At 66.6% G+C, this 13,565-nt stretch carries 11 protein-coding genes; 5 read left to right on the top strand and 6 right to left on the bottom strand.

The window, feature by feature from the left end:
* Position 1: 1 nt before the first annotated feature.
* Together IFE19_RS14765 and IFE19_RS14760 are read right to left on the bottom strand one after the other, a co-directional pair.
* Positions 2-871, bottom strand: coding sequence for a lipid A-modifier LpxR family protein (locus IFE19_RS14765; RefSeq protein WP_225910301.1), 870 nt, complete (start codon positions 869-871; stop codon positions 2-4).
* A 161-nt stretch (positions 872-1,032) separates the two neighbouring features.
* Positions 1,033-2,916, bottom strand: a complete 1,884-nt coding sequence (locus IFE19_RS14760) for a ribonucleoside-diphosphate reductase subunit alpha (protein WP_404822136.1) — start codon at positions 2,914-2,916, stop codon at positions 1,033-1,035.
* 281 nt (positions 2,917-3,197) lie between these two features.
* On the opposite strand from IFE19_RS14760, the gene IFE19_RS14755 reads away from it, so the two are divergent.
* The 3 genes from IFE19_RS14755 (at position 3,198) to IFE19_RS14745 (ending at position 7,549) form a co-directional block, all read left to right on the top strand.
* Positions 3,198-3,947 (top strand): phosphatase PAP2 family protein, encoded by a 750-nt coding sequence (locus IFE19_RS14755; RefSeq protein ID WP_207823567.1) that lies wholly within the window; start codon positions 3,198-3,200, stop codon positions 3,945-3,947.
* Between the two features lie 68 nt (positions 3,948-4,015).
* The gene (locus IFE19_RS14750; protein ID WP_207823565.1) at positions 4,016-5,335 is read left to right on the top strand and encodes an acetyl-CoA hydrolase/transferase family protein; all 1,320 of its coding nucleotides are present in this window, start codon (positions 4,016-4,018) and stop codon (positions 5,333-5,335) included.
* A gap of 120 nt (positions 5,336-5,455) precedes the next feature.
* Complete coding sequence (locus IFE19_RS14745) at positions 5,456-7,549, top strand: response regulator (RefSeq protein ID WP_225910300.1); 2,094 nt, start codon at positions 5,456-5,458, stop codon at positions 7,547-7,549.
* Here the strand turns inward: IFE19_RS14745 and IFE19_RS14740 are convergent.
* Complete coding sequence (locus IFE19_RS14740; protein ID WP_404822135.1) at positions 7,546-8,190, bottom strand: glutathione S-transferase family protein; 645 nt, start codon at positions 8,188-8,190, stop codon at positions 7,546-7,548. The genes IFE19_RS14745 and IFE19_RS14740 overlap by 4 nt on opposite strands.
* 155 nt (positions 8,191-8,345) lie before the next feature.
* Between IFE19_RS14740 and IFE19_RS14735 the strand changes: the two genes are divergently transcribed.
* Together IFE19_RS14735 and IFE19_RS14730 are read left to right on the top strand one after the other, a co-directional pair.
* Positions 8,346-9,389, top strand: coding sequence for a ribonucleotide-diphosphate reductase subunit beta (locus IFE19_RS14735; protein WP_105563756.1), 1,044 nt, complete (start codon positions 8,346-8,348; stop codon positions 9,387-9,389).
* Positions 9,390-9,394: 5 nt separating this feature from the next.
* On the top strand, positions 9,395-10,426 hold the full coding sequence (locus tag IFE19_RS14730) for an oxidoreductase (RefSeq protein WP_318780454.1): 1,032 nt from the start codon (positions 9,395-9,397) through the stop codon (positions 10,424-10,426).
* Positions 10,427-10,439: 13 nt separating this feature from the next.
* Here IFE19_RS14730 and IFE19_RS14725 read toward each other — a convergent pair whose 3' ends face one another.
* The 3 genes from IFE19_RS14725 to IFE19_RS14715 form a co-directional block, all read right to left on the bottom strand.
* Positions 10,440-11,912: a GSCFA domain-containing protein gene (locus tag IFE19_RS14725; protein WP_207823560.1), complete on the bottom strand. Its 1,473-nt coding sequence runs from the start codon at positions 11,910-11,912 to the stop codon at positions 10,440-10,442.
* Between the two features lie 111 nt (positions 11,913-12,023).
* The gene (locus tag IFE19_RS14720) at positions 12,024-12,539 is read right to left on the bottom strand and encodes a cell wall hydrolase (protein ID WP_207823539.1); all 516 of its coding nucleotides are present in this window, start codon (positions 12,537-12,539) and stop codon (positions 12,024-12,026) included.
* Positions 12,540-12,633: 94 nt separating this feature from the next.
* Positions 12,634-13,530 (bottom strand): hypothetical protein, encoded by an 897-nt coding sequence (locus IFE19_RS14715; protein WP_207823537.1) that lies wholly within the window; start codon positions 13,528-13,530, stop codon positions 12,634-12,636.
* Between the last annotated feature and the right edge of the window lie 35 nt (positions 13,531-13,565).

Below are 13,565 nucleotides of genomic sequence, written 5' to 3'. Positions count from 1 at the left end.
CCTATTCGCGGGGACGGATCGTCAGTTGGAAGGCCACCAGGCCTTCCGACACGTCGGTGTTGATGCCGCCGTAGGCCTTGATGCCGTTGGCCTCGATCTCGCGATAGACGACGCCGACCGAGCCTTGAAGCGCGCCTCGGCGGTAGGCTACGCCGACGGAGGCGTCACCCAGGAAGGCGCCCTCGTCGTGGCTCATGCCCGAGCGGGCGAAGTCGCCGTCGCGGGTGCGGGCGAAGTTGTAGCCGACGGCCCTCTTGGATCCGGCGGCATAGACATACCAGCGGGCCCGTTCGCCGAAGGCTTCATCGCCGTCGGGCGCCAGACGGTCCAGGCCCTCGCCGATCTTCAGCGTGGCCCCGGCCTCGGCGGACGTGCCGTCGCTGCCGAAACCGACGCCGGCGTGGGGCGTCAGCGAGACTTCCAGCCCTGAGGCCGTTCGGCCCTGGGCGGCGACCCAGCCGCGCGTATAGGAGACATCATAGGACTCGCCGTCATAGGCGCGAGCATCCAGGGCGCGCGGCGGCACAGGGGCGCCGTCGGCGCGGCGCGGCTCACCCCGAGTGGTGACGCGCAGACGGTCGGTGAAGCCGTCGCCGGCGAACCAGGCCTCGCTGCGGGTGGTGTTGAAGGCGTCGCGGCCGGCAGGCGAACCTGACAGGGCGAGGGGGGCGCCGATGGGATTGTCGGCGGCCGCGAAAGCGATCTCGTTGTCCAGGCGAGCGGCGGCGTCCTCGAACTGTACGGCGTCGCCGCCTCTGGCCGCGATGGGGGTATCGACCGGAGCCGCAAGCAAAGCCTTGGCCTGTGCATTCGCCGCCATGGGCAGACCCATGACGATCAGGACACCAACGAGGCAGGCCTCTACGCGCACAACGGTCCCTCCAAAGCCGTTAACGGAACCACTCTGCACTAACGCGAGGGAACTGCAACGGCCTCTTTCAAGCCACAATCCTGTTTCGACCAAACGAAACCGCCCGGAGGTCAGTTCCTCCGGGCGGCGGGATCAGCGGATCGTGATGAGAAGGACGGACCCTACTGGCAGGCCAGGCACTCGTCGTAGTCGGTGCGAGCGGCCGAGAAGAGGTCCGGCTGGTTCGGGTCGACCTCGGCCTCGGCCTTGTCCTCGGCGCCGGCGAAGGCGGCGCGCTGCACCGACTTGGAGCGCAGATAGTACAGCGACTTCACGCCGCGCTCCCAGGCGGACCAGTGCAGCATGTGCAGGTCCCACTTGTTCACGTCGCCGGGGATGAAGAGGTTCAGCGACTGGGCCTGGCAGATTTCCGGCGCGCGGTCGGCGGCCAGTTCGACCACCCAGCGCTGGTCCAGTTCGAAGGCGGTCTTGAACACGCCCTTTTCGTCTTCGGACAGGGCGTCGAGGTGCTGGACCGAACCCTCGTGCTCAAGGATCGAACTCCACACGGCCTCGGTGTCGATGCCCTTCTCGCCCAGCAGCTTCTGCAGATAGGGGTTCTTGACCGCGAACGAGCCCGACAGGGTCTTGTGCGTATAGATGTTGGCCGGGATCGGCTCGATGCCCGCCGAGGTGCCGCCGCAGATGATCGAGATCGAGGCGGTCGGGGCGATGGCCAGCTTGTGGCTGAACCGCTCCATGACGCCCTGTTCGGCGGCGTCCAGGCAGGCGCCCTTTTCTTCGGCCAGCACGCGGCTGGCCTTGTCGGCCTCGCGACGCAGATGCTTGAACAGGCGCATGTTCCACGACTTGGCCATGGCGCTTTCAAAGGCGACGCCCTGTCCTTGCAGGAAGGAGTGGAAGCCCATCAGGCCCAGACCCACTGAACGCTCGCGCTTGGCCGAGTAGACGGCGGCGGCCATGGCGGGCGGAGCGCGATGGATGAAGTCCTCCAGGACATTGTCCAGGAAGCGCATGACATCCTCGATGAACCGGGGTTCTTCGCGCCATTCCAGGAAGGTTTCGGCGTTGACCGAGGACAGGCAGCAGACGGCGGTGCGCTCGGCCCCCAGGTGATCCTTGCCGGTGTGCAGCATGATCTCGGCGCACAGGTTCGACTGCTTGACCTTGAGGCCCAGTTCGCGCTGGTGCGGCGCCAGCTGGCGGTTCACCGTGTCCGAGAAGATCAGGTAGGGCTCGCCCGTCTGCATGCGGATGTCGAGAATCTTGGTCCACAGCGAGCGGGCGTCGACGGTCTTCATGACCTCGCCGTTCTTCGGCGACTTCAGGTCGAAGGTGGAGCCGGTCTTCACCGCCTCCATGAACTCGTCCGTGATGTTGAGGCCGTGGTGCAGGTTCAGGGACTTGCGGTTGAAGTCGCCCGAGGGTTTGCGGATCTCGAGGAACTCCTCGATCTCGGGGTGGTGGATGTCCAGATAGACGGCGGCCGAGCCGCGGCGCAGGGACCCTTGCGAGATCGCCAGGGTCATCGAGTCCATGACGCGGATGAAGGGGATGATGCCGCTGGTCTGGCCGGCGCCCTTGACCTTCTCACCGATGGAGCGGACGCCGCCCCAGTAGGTGCCGATGCCGCCGCCGTTCGAGGCCAGGGCGACGTTTTCGTTCCACACGGTCTGGATGCCGTCCAGGCTGTCGCCCACGGCGTTGAGGAAGCAGCTGATCGGCAGGCCGCGGTCGGCGCCGCCGTTCGACAGGACGGGCGTGGCGGGCATGAACCACAGCCTGGACATGTAGTCGTAGATGCGCTGGGCATGCTCGGCGTCGTCGGCGTAGGCCGTCGAGACGCGGGCGAACATGTCCTGATAGCTCTCGCCCGCCAGCAGGTAGCGGTCTTCCAGGGTCTTCTTGCCGAAGTCGGTCAGCAGGGCGTCGCGCGAACGGTCCAGGGTCAGGCCGGTGACCACTTTCAGATGCGGTTTGCCCTCGGGCGGCGGCGAAGAAACCGTCGTGAATTCCGTCGTCTGCAGAGCTTCGCCGCCAGCCATGTTGATCCTTGCCCCGATCAAAATCGTAAGAAGACCGTGCCGGTTTGAAACACTAGATATGGTGTCTCTGTTCCCGTGCTCGGCTAGATGTATGGGTGCACATCTTTAATTTTTTATAAAGTCTTGACCTTGTTTGGGGGATGTGGAGGCGCGGGATTCCTCGATGGCGCCCCTGTGGAAAAGTCGGAAAAGACAACCGCCAAGCCGCGCGGTCTCCACGATCACAAACGCGTGATCATGTGGGCGAGGGAACGCAGCATCAGCTTGACCGTTAGCCGCCCATGGCTCCGCATCCGACCGCCTTCCTGACCCGCGCCCTGCGTGTGGCCCGCACCGAAATCGCCGCCGTCGCCGCCCTGCTGGTCGTGGCCCTGGGCACCCTGACCTTCATCGAGGTGGCCGACGACATGCGCGAGGCCGACGGCCAGGCCTTCGACCAGGCGGTGCTGCATGCGGTGCGGCCTTTCGCCGATGATCCGGGTCGTCCCTGGGGGCCGTGGTGGCTGAAGGAGGCGGCGGCGGACCTGACCTCTCTGGGCGGGATTTCGGTCCTGACCCTGTTCGCCCTGATCGCCCTGGGTTTCCTGCTGATCCAGGGCAAGCGGCTGTCGGCTCTGCTTCTGGCAGGGGGGCTGCTGGGCGGGGTGGCGCTGAGTGAAGGTCTGAAGGCTCTTTTCGAGCGCGAGCGCCCGCCGGTCGTCTATCAGGCGGTCGAGACGCTGAACGCCAGCTTCCCCTCAGGTCACGCCCTGCTGTCGACGGTCTTCTATCTGACGCTGGGGGTCATGCTGACCCGCGCCTTCCCGAGAAAGCGGCTGAAGGCCTACGTCCTGGGCTGCGCTGTCCTGATCGCCCTGCTGATCGGGCTGACCCGCATCTATCTGGGCGCTCACTGGGCCTCTGACGTCTTCGCCGGATGGAGCGTCGGCGCGGCCTGGGCCATGGTCCTGTGGCTGATCGCCTATGGGGTCGAGCGGCGCCAGAGGCTGCATGACGCCGCCCTGCAGGACGCGCCTTCGACCAATGTCTAGCGGCCGGAATGCGCCGGGCGCCGGATAACGGAACGAACAGAGCCAGAAGGGCCGTTCGAGGAAGCGCCATGACCGACCATGCCACTCTCTATGCGCAGCGCCTGACGACGCCCGCCGTCGCCGCCGCCCTGATTCCTTCCGGCGCCAGGGTGGCCATGGCGCTCGGCGTCGCCCAGCCGCCCGCCCTGCTGAAGGCCCTGGCCGACCGGGCCGAGGCCGATGAGGTCGGGGACGTCAACATCTACTACCTGCTGTCCACCGCCATCGCCGGCGAGACGGTGCTGCGCTACGAACTGACCGATCGCCTGCGCCCCCACAGCCTGTTCCACGGCGCCATCGAGCGGAAGCTGGAGGCGCGCGGGATCGAGGAAGGGCGGCAGGCCGTCCGGTTCGTGCCGACCGGCTTTCAGCAGACGCCGCATGTCCTGACCCGCGAGATCGGGGTCGACACCCTGCTGGCCACGGTTTCACCGATGGACGCCGACGGATATTTCAGTTTCGGCACCAACACCGACTACGCCCTGGCGGTGTCGAAGACGGCCAAGCGGGTGATCCTGGAGGTCAATCCGCACATGCCGCGCGTCTTCGGCGACTGCCGGGTCCATGTCTCCCAGGTCACGGCCCTGGTCGAACACGCCGCGCCCCTGCTGGAGGCGGGCAAGGCTGCACAGCAACCGCAGGACCTGGTCATCGGCGGCATCATCGCCGGCCTGATCGAGAACGGCTCGACCCTGCAGATGGGCATAGGCGCCTTGCCCGACGCGGTCTGCGCGGCCCTGCATGACCATGCGGACCTGGGTATCCACACCGAACTGCTGACACCGGGTCTGGTCGCACTGATGCGGGCCGGGGTGGTGACCAATACGAAGAAGAGCCTGCATCCGGGCAAGACGGTCTTCACCTTCGCCATGGGTGATCGCACGACCTACGAGTTTCTGCACGAGAACCCGGCGCTGGAGGCCCGCCCGGTCGACTATGTGAACGACCCCGCCGTCATCGCCCGCAACGACCGGATGGTGTCGGTCAACGCCACGCTTCAGATCGACCTCTTCGGGGCCTGCTGCTCGGAATATCTGAATGGACGGCAGTACACGGCGGCCGGCGGTCAGTTGGACTTCGTGCGCGGGGCCTCGGCGTCCGAGGGCGGAAAGTCGATCATCGCCTGTCACTCCACCGCGGCCAAGGGGACGGCCTCGCGCATCGTCGCCCGTCTCGACGGACCAGTGACCACGCCGCGCAATGACACCCAGATCGTCGTGACCGAGCACGGCTGGGTCAATCTGCGTGGTCTGACGACCGATCAGCGCGCCCACGCCCTGATCGGCCTGGCCGCGCCGCAGTTCCGGGCGGGGCTGGAGGTCGAGGCGCGTGCGCTGGGCCTGATCTAGGTTTTCGACCTTGGTCCTAAGCGATTTCGCGCAAGCCGAAGAACAGGATTTTTTTACTCTTGGACCCCACGATCTGCCCTGGGGATGGGGCGAGGTTCGAGCATGGCAGGACGCTGGCGGTTGTTTCGCCATGATGCAGGGAAGGAGGCGGGGCCGCCGCCCGTCGCCTATGTCCTTCTGTTCGTCGCATGCCTTCTGCTCGGCCAATGGAGCGCTGAAACCTTTCAGGCCGTGATTGTCTGGCCCGCCAACGGGGTCATGCTGGCAGCCCTGCTGCAGCTTCGGCGACGCAAGGCCATCGCCGTCCTGCTGACCTGTGCGGCGTTGAATCTGGGCAGCAATGTCCTGCGCGGCGACAGCCTGCCCTTCCTCTGGACCAATGTGGTTCTGAACATCGGCCAGGTGCTGATCGCAGGCCTGTTGGCCCGTCGCTTCGGCGGCGCGGCCCTGGACATGCGTCGCCCGCGCCGCCTGTTCTCCTTCGTCGTGTTCGCGGCGGCGCCGGCGGTCTTCCTGACCACGACGATCGCCGTCGTCATGGGGGTGGCGCTGAAGGGCTACACCGCGCCGATGGCCGCCTTTGTCTGGCAGCACATGTTCTCGATGGAACTGCTGGGGTTGCTGACCGTCACGCCCAGCCTGTTGTTGCTGGCTCGCGCCCACCGCTTCCGCGAAGAGCATTCGGCCGGGCCTCTGGAAGCAGCAGGACTGTTTGTATTGCTGGCGGGGGTGACGGCCTGGGTCTTCAGCAATCCCGCGGCCTTGGCCATGCTGGTCCTGCCGCCGCTGATGCTGATCGCCCTGCGCATGTCGCCGCCCTGGACCGCCCTGGGGACCATATTGGTCATGGTGATCAGCGGGGTGGGGACATTGACGGGGCACGGTCCCATCATGCTGACCCCCATAGCCGACGTGCCCGAGTTGACGGGCTTGCCGCAACGCATGCGCCTCATGGGCTTCTATCATGCCTTCCTGCTGGCCTTGGTCATCATCGCCCTGCCGTTGAGCGCAGTCATGAGCGAGCGTCGTCGTCTGATCGCGCGGCTGCAGGTTCGCACCAAGGCTGCCGTCGAGGCCAAGAGTCGAGCTGAGCGCTCCGACGCCGCCAAGTCCCGCTTTCTGGCGCTGATGAGCCATGAGATGCGCACGCCGCTCAACGGCATCGCCGGCTATGCCGACCTGTTGTCACGCCGCGGCGACCTGCCCGCCGGCGCCTTGCCGCAGGTCGAGGCCATCAGTCGTTCGGGCGAGGCCATGCTGATGCTGGTCGAGGACGTGCTGGAGTTCTCGCGCGGCGGTGAAGACGTCGCCCGCGAGCCCCTGAGCGTGGCGAGCCTGCTGGACGAGGCGGCGGCGCCGTCGCGGCTGAACGCGGAAGCCAAGGGCCTGCCTCTGACCCTGATCGTTGAAGTCAGCGCGAGGGGCGGCTTCAGCGGTGATCGTCGGCGCCTGCGTCAGGCCCTGCACCATCTGATCGCCAACGCCGTTAAATTCACCGATCAGGGCGAGGTTCGCGTGACGGCGCGTCATGATGGAAACGCCCTGATGATCGAGGTGGCCGACACGGGTTGCGGCATTGATCCGGTCTTCATGCCGCGCCTTTTCGAAGCCTTCGCCCAGAGCGACGACTCGCTGCGTCGTGAACATATCGGCGCAGGTGTCGGCCTGCCCCTGGCCCTGGCCCAGATGCGCTGCATGGGCGGGCGGATCGTGGTCGACAGCGCGCCGGGACGCGGCTCGTCTTTTACGCTCAGCCTTCCCCTGGCGCCGATGGCGGTGACGCAGGAGGCCGCGCCCGCAAGCGAGGTTGAACGGGCGCTGCGCGTCTTGATCGTCGATGACCACCCGGTCAATCGCGAGATGATGCGGCTGATGCTGGCCGCCGCCGACTGCGAGACGGTGGAGGCTGCGGACGGGGTCGAGGCGGTCGAACAGGCGCAGTCGGGCGACTTCGACCTGATCCTGATGGATCTGCGGATGCCGCGTCTGGACGGGCTGGCCGCGGCCGAGCGGATCCGCGCCCTGGACACACCTGTCGCGGCGGCGCCGATCCTGGCCGTGACCGCCGACGCCATGCCCGAGGACGCCGCCCGCTGCCGCAACGCCGGCATGGACGGCCACCTGGCCAAGCCGATCACCCATGTCCGGCTCTACGCCGCCATTGATCAGGCCATGCAGGCGGCGGCGACCCGCATGGAGCGGGCGGCGGCCTAGGGTTCGTCCTCGAACGGGAAGCGTTCGGCCCAGAAGGCTTGTAGGGCGGGCAGGGCGTCCACCCGGCGGACGACCTTGGCCATGCGGGGAGCCTCGGCGGTGAAGCGCGCCCGGCGCGGCGTCCAACGGCTGGCGACGGCGACATAGAGATCCAGCACGCTCAGATCGTCGCCCAGCAGGAAGCGGCCCGGCGTGATCTGGCTGTCCATGATGCGCCAGCAGTCAGCGATGCGTTCAAGCGTGCGTCGCTTCAGTTCGGCCTGGGCCGTCGCATCGTCGCCGACCAGCCGCGACGGCACGTCCCGCACCCAGAACATCGAATAGATGGCGGCAGGGATGAAGCTCATCCAGCGCAGGAACTGCGCCCGGCGCGGGTCGTCGATGCTCGGTCCCAGCCGCGCCTGCGGATAGCTGTCGGCCAGCCAGATCAGGATGGCGGCGCTTTCGGTCAAGGTCTCGCCGCCCGGCAGGACCAGGGCCGGGATCTGGCGCATCGGGTTGACGGCGGCGACCTTGTCGCGCTCCGTCTCGTCCTCCCAGGTCACGGCCTCGATGACGCGATAGTCCAGTCCGATCAGGGTCATGGCGGCCTCGACCGGGACCGATCCCGATCCAGCGGCGCCGTAAAGCGTGAAACTCATCCCCAGGCTTCTCCCCATCTGATTCGTCTTCGACCACCACATCTAGCGGTCAGATGAAAATGTGATCGCAAGATAGGCGTATTCCGACTTGGCGCCGCGCGCGCCCGGCCGCATGGTGAAACTCGCTTCTCCCGGATTCGCTTCAGGTCATTTTGATGAACGCCCACTCCTCGATCATCCGCCCCGGAACGGCCGGACTGCTGACGCCTTCGGCCGCCTACAAGCCCTTCCGTTATCCGTGGGCTTTCGACATGTGGAAGAAGCAGCAGCAGGTCCACTGGATGCCCGAAGAGGTGCCGCTGGGCGAGGACGTCAAGGACTGGGCCGCCAACCTGACCGACAGCGAGCGCAACCTGCTGACGCAGATCTTCCGCTTCTTCACCCAGGCCGACATCGAGGTCCAGGACAACTACATGGAGCGCTACGGTCGGGTGTTCAAACCGACCGAAGTGAAGATGATGCTGGCCTCCTTCGCCAATATGGAGACCATCCATATCGCGGCCTACGCCCTGCTGCTCGAAACCATCGGCATGCCCGAGAGCGAGTTCGGCGCCTTCATGGAATACGAGGCCATGCGCGACAAGCATGACTTCATGGGCCAGTTCGGGGTCGAGACCGACGCCGACATCTGCCGCACCCTGGCCATGTTCGGCGGCTTCTCCGAAGGCCTGCAATTGTTCGCCAGCTTCGCCATGCTGATGAACTTCCCGCGCCAGTCGAAGATGAAGGGCATGGGCCAGATCGTGTCGTGGTCGGTGCGCGACGAGAGCCTGCACTGCGAAGGCATCATCAAGCTGTACCACGCCTTCAACAAGGAGACGGGCGCCGTCACCAAGGCTGTGGCCGACGACATCGTCGACTGCTGCAAGACGGTGGTCGAGATGGAAGACAAGTTCATCGACCTGGCCTTCGAAATGGGTCCGGTGAACGGCATGACGCCGGATGACATCAAGCAATACATCCGCTTCATCGCCGACTGGCGCCTGCGCCAGCTGCAACTGCCGGAAGTCTACGGCGTGACGGAAAACCCGCTGCCCTGGCTGCAGTCTCTGCTGTCGGGCGTCGAGCACGCCAACTTCTTTGAAGCTCGCGCCACCGAATACTCCAAGGCGGCGACGCAAGGGTCGTGGCACGGCGCCGACGGCGTCTGGGACAGTTTCGACGCCATGATGAAGCGCCGTGAGACCGCTGAGGGCTGATCGCCGTGACCCATCCGGTCCGAACGGCGCTGGTCGGTTTCGGCTACGCCGGGCGGACCTTTCACGCCCCGCTGATTGCCGCCTGTCCTGACCTGCGTCTGGAGGCGGTGGTTAGCCGTCAGGCCGAAACCGTGTCCGAGCTCTGGCCGGATGCGCGCGTCCTGACCTCGTTCGATCAGGCCCTGGCCGATCCCGCCATCGACCTGATCGTTCTAGCCACGCCCAACGACCTGCATGCGACCCAGGCCGGGGCGGCGTTGAACGCCGGCAAGGCGGTGGTGGTCGACAAGCCCTTCACCCTGACCGCCGCCGAGGCGCGGCGTCTGGCGACCTTGGCCGAAGAGCGCGGCCTGCTGCTGTCCGTCTTCCACAACCGTCGCTGGGACGCCGACTTCCTGACCTTGCAGACCCTGATCGCCGAGGATCGGCTGGGGCCGGTGGTGCGCTTCGAGAGCAGCTTCAATCGCTGGCGGCCCGAGGTGCGCGACCGATGGCGCGAGGGCGCCGGGCCGGGCGCCGGCCTCTGGTACGATCTGGGGCCGCATCTGATTGATCAGGCGCTGTGTCTGTTCGGGCGGCCGCTGGCGATCAGCTGCGACCTGGCCATCCTGCGGGCCGGCGGTCGGGCGATCGACTACGCCCACGCGGTGCTGCGCTACGCCGACAAGCGGGTCATCCTGCACGCCGACATGGTCACGCCGGCCGCCGATGCGCGCTTCGCCGTCCACGGGGCGCGGGCCAGTTGGCTGAAGGACGGGCTGGACGTTCAGGAAGACCAGCTGAAGTCGGGCCTGACGCCCGGAGCGGCGGGTTGGGGCGTCGATCCTCGCCCCGGCGTCGTCGTGGACGGCGTGACCGGGGCGCGAGAGGCCGTGGCGGGACCGCCCGGCGACTATCCCGCCTATTATTCAGCCGTGGCCGGCGCCGTCCGCGACGGCGCGCCCAATCCCGTCTCGTCGCAGGAGGCCGCGGCGGTGATGGAAGTGCTGGAGGCCGGCCTGGTCAGCGCCGAGCGCCGGACCGAGGTCGCCCTCTAGACCGGCGAAACCCTCAAGCGTCGGAGTTCAGCTTTTCGAGCAGTTCCTGAGCGTGGGCATGCGTGGGGTCCAGCTGCAGGGTCTTTTCGGCCAGTGTTCGGGCCCGTTCGGTCTGGCCGAGACGGAAGAGCTCCTCACCCAGTCGCCAGGAATGGTCAGGAAGGCCGGGCTCCAGCGCCAGGGCGTTCTCGAAGTAGCGGACGGCGGCTTGCGGTTGTTTCATGCGGGCCAGGCCAAGGCCGGTCTTGTAGTTGATCCGCGCATTGGTGGGATCTTCGGACAAGGCCAGCTTCAGGGCGGCGACACCGTCAGCCGGTTGGCGGGCGCGTAGATAGGCTACCCCCATCTTCGACAGATGTTCGGCGCGTTGAATGTCCGACAGGTCCTTGCCGTACTTCTCGAAGAGCGCTTTCAGCACGCCGGCGGCGGCCTCGTACTCGCCTCGCTTGAAGTGCTTGGCGGCGGCGGTTTCATGGGCTTCCAGCGTGGTCAGACGCGGCGCGGCGGCTTTCGGCTGGAGCAGGCCGGGGCAATAGGTGGCGAGCACGGTCTCCATGATCTGGGCCACGACGTTGTGGCGGACGTGAATATTGTCGACCTCGAAGGCCAGCTTGCGCTCGGTGAGGGTGACGACCTCGTAGCTGGGGAAGTAGTCAACGTCGCCATGCATGCCCGAGAACTCACGGCAAGCGGCGCGCTGGACGCTCTTGCTGTAGCAGTTGGCGACCAGGGCGTCCTCGCCGCTGAAGGTCGCCTTGAAGGGCACTGGCGAGGTGGTGATCAGGATCTTGGCGTCTGGCCGTCCGTGGCGTTTCACCAGCTCACGAATGCGTTCGAGGCTTTCCAGAATTTCGCCGTAGGACAGAACATCCAGGGCGAAGCGGCCAGGATAGCGCTTCAGCGCGGCGGGCGGAGGAGCACCGTTCAGATAGAGGCCTGTCTCCAGGTCGAACCAGGATTCCGCCAGGCCCAGGGTGATGATGATCAATCCGCAACGCGCCATTTCCCGCGTGGCGTCCATGACCTCCCTGCGCCGCTCCACGACGCGCTCGAAGGCGGCCGGAATGATGTTTGGAGCCAGCTGAGGGTCATGCCAGAGGCCGTCCTCCGTCTGGAGGAACAAGGCGGTTTCCGGCACGGGGCAGGGCTCGAAAGCCCAGCGCAATTCGTTCTCGATCGAATGGACCGAGTACTTGTTGAGAATGTCGTTGGCGGTTTCGCTGACCCGCTCTTCGCGCGGGAGAACGACCTTGGTCATGGGCAGATCGAAGCCGAGCGAAACCAGATGGCGTTCGATGTTGCGAGCGAAGCAGGAGCCGATGGTCAGGACCGGCGTATCGCGGGAAAATTCGAACGATGGCGTCGTCGTGACCGTGGCGATTCCTTCGAGCCGGGCGCCGTTCTTGCGGCCATCGGGCCAGACCGAGGCGCGATTGTGCCGGAATCGCTTGAAAGCTTCTTCGGCGGGAATGCGTTCGATCGGCATGGGATAATCCGTAGCTGGCAACTGGCGGTCGCGAGCGACCTCGTCTTCGTTACAGACGGGGGTGGCGCAGAATAGGTCCGGGTGTCAACGGGCGAAGCGCCGCCCCCCGGTTCAGTTCTTGCCGGAGGCGAGGCTCTGGCGTCCGGCATTGCAGCGGGCGCGGTCGCCGCGTTCGCAAGCCGCCACAGTGGCGCGCCAGTCGGCCATTTGACGCTCATAGGCGGCTTGGGCCTCGGTTGCGGTTCGCAGGTCAGATTCGTGGCGTTCGCGGGCGGCGCGGGCCTCGGCCTGGGCCGCATCCAGTTCCGTCTGGTACTGGGCCTCGGCCTTGGCGTGGGCGGCGGCGTTGGCGCGGTCCTGGCTTTCCGCCAGGTCGTTCTGCGCGGTGATCTCGGCGTTCAGGGCCTGGGTGCGGCGCAGTTCGTCGGGGTCCTGGGCTGAATCCGGGGCGCGGTGATAGCGTTCGCCCTGACGGCGCATCAGGTCAGCCACGGGGTCGCTGGGGGGCGCCTGAACCTGGGCGGGAGCCTTTGCGGCCTTGGGAGCCTGCGCCAGGCCGGGCGTCGCCACCAGGGCGAGGCTCAGGGCCGCGAAGGAAACGCGAAACAAGGATAGAGCAGGGGTCATGACGGCGTCCTTGCCTGAAAGGGGCGAGCCAAGCTTGGCGTTTTCACGTCTGATGTAAACCAACGCCTGCGGGCGGCATACGGCTGCGTCGAGGCTATCGGGGCCTGTCCGACGCCCCTCGGACCCGGAACAGGGTCAGGGCGGCGACGAAGTCCGCTGGACCCGCCTTGGCTCCGGGATCGGCGTCGCAGATCACGCGCTGGCGGTGGGTGACGACCGCATTCCAGTCTTCGCGCGGATCCTCGGGCGTGATGTCTTCCAGGGTCGCGCCGCTGGCGTCCTGTCGCAGAATCTTCAACGCCTCACCTCGCCGGGTCTGGCAGTCGATCCGTCGTTGTACGCGTATAGCAGCGGCGCCCTCCTGATCCTGGGGCAGCAGCAGGACGGTGTCGTAGAGGCGGACGGGGCCTTCGATGCGAACAGAGCTCAGGTCCAGAAAGACCTGATCCGGGTTGGGCGGACTGATCGGCAGCAGGCCGGCGAAGGGCTCGCGTGCGGGCAGGCCGCGCATAGCGTCTTCCGAAAGAGCGAATGGCGGCTCCTGGGCCATGGCGGCCAGGGCCATGCGACGCTGCCCCTCGGCTTCATCATAACGGCCGGCCATTTCGTAGGCCTCTGACAGCAGGGCGTGGAAGTCGGCCGGGATCGAGACGGTATGGTGTTGGGGCCCGACCATGGGCTCCAGCAAGGCGACGGCGTTCTGCGGATCGTTCCGGCGGATGGCCGCGGCGGCGCGGGCCGCCCTGAAGCCGCGTCGCTTGATCCAGGGCGCATCCGCCTCCTGTTTGACGGCGAGAGCTTCGATGCAGCGCAGGGTCTGGGGATCGCCGCCCCGGCTGGCCTGAAGCAGGAAGGTCGCGCCGTCGCGATACGACGCGGCTGCGACGCGCGTGATGTAGGCTGGCGCACAGACCGCCTCGGGTGCAGGGGGAGGTCCCGCATCGGTGGTCTGGCTGCCGATCAGGGCGAGCATCAAGGCGGCGAACGGCATGGTTCTTGGTCCTGTCCGGATCGGCGTTCGCCAAG

The sequence above is a fragment of the Brevundimonas pondensis genome, assembly GCF_017487345.1.
Taxonomy (GTDB): domain Bacteria; phylum Pseudomonadota; class Alphaproteobacteria; order Caulobacterales; family Caulobacteraceae; genus Brevundimonas; species Brevundimonas pondensis.
This window is presented reverse-complemented; position numbering and strand designations above follow the sequence as displayed.

What these genes read in the sequence shown, in the direction of transcription:
- IFE19_RS14760 (WP_404822136.1), bottom strand. Translation starts at nt 2,916, where the DNA reads ATGGCTGGCGGCGAAGCTCTGCAGACGACGGAATTCACGACGGTTTCT.
- IFE19_RS14755 (WP_207823567.1), top strand. Translation starts at nt 3,198, where the DNA reads ATGGCTCCGCATCCGACCGCCTTCCTGACCCGCGCCCTGCGTGTGGCC.
- IFE19_RS14750 (WP_207823565.1), top strand. Translation starts at nt 4,016, where the DNA reads ATGACCGACCATGCCACTCTCTATGCGCAGCGCCTGACGACGCCCGCC.
- IFE19_RS14740 (WP_404822135.1), bottom strand. Translation starts at nt 8,190, where the DNA reads ATGAGTTTCACGCTTTACGGCGCCGCTGGATCGGGATCGGTCCCGGTC.
- IFE19_RS14735 (WP_105563756.1), top strand. Translation starts at nt 8,346, where the DNA reads ATGAACGCCCACTCCTCGATCATCCGCCCCGGAACGGCCGGACTGCTG.
- IFE19_RS14725 (WP_207823560.1), bottom strand. Translation starts at nt 11,912, where the DNA reads ATGCCGATCGAACGCATTCCCGCCGAAGAAGCTTTCAAGCGATTCCGG.
- IFE19_RS14720 (WP_207823539.1), bottom strand. Translation starts at nt 12,539, where the DNA reads ATGACCCCTGCTCTATCCTTGTTTCGCGTTTCCTTCGCGGCCCTGAGC.
- IFE19_RS14715 (WP_207823537.1), bottom strand. Translation starts at nt 13,530, where the DNA reads ATGCCGTTCGCCGCCTTGATGCTCGCCCTGATCGGCAGCCAGACCACC.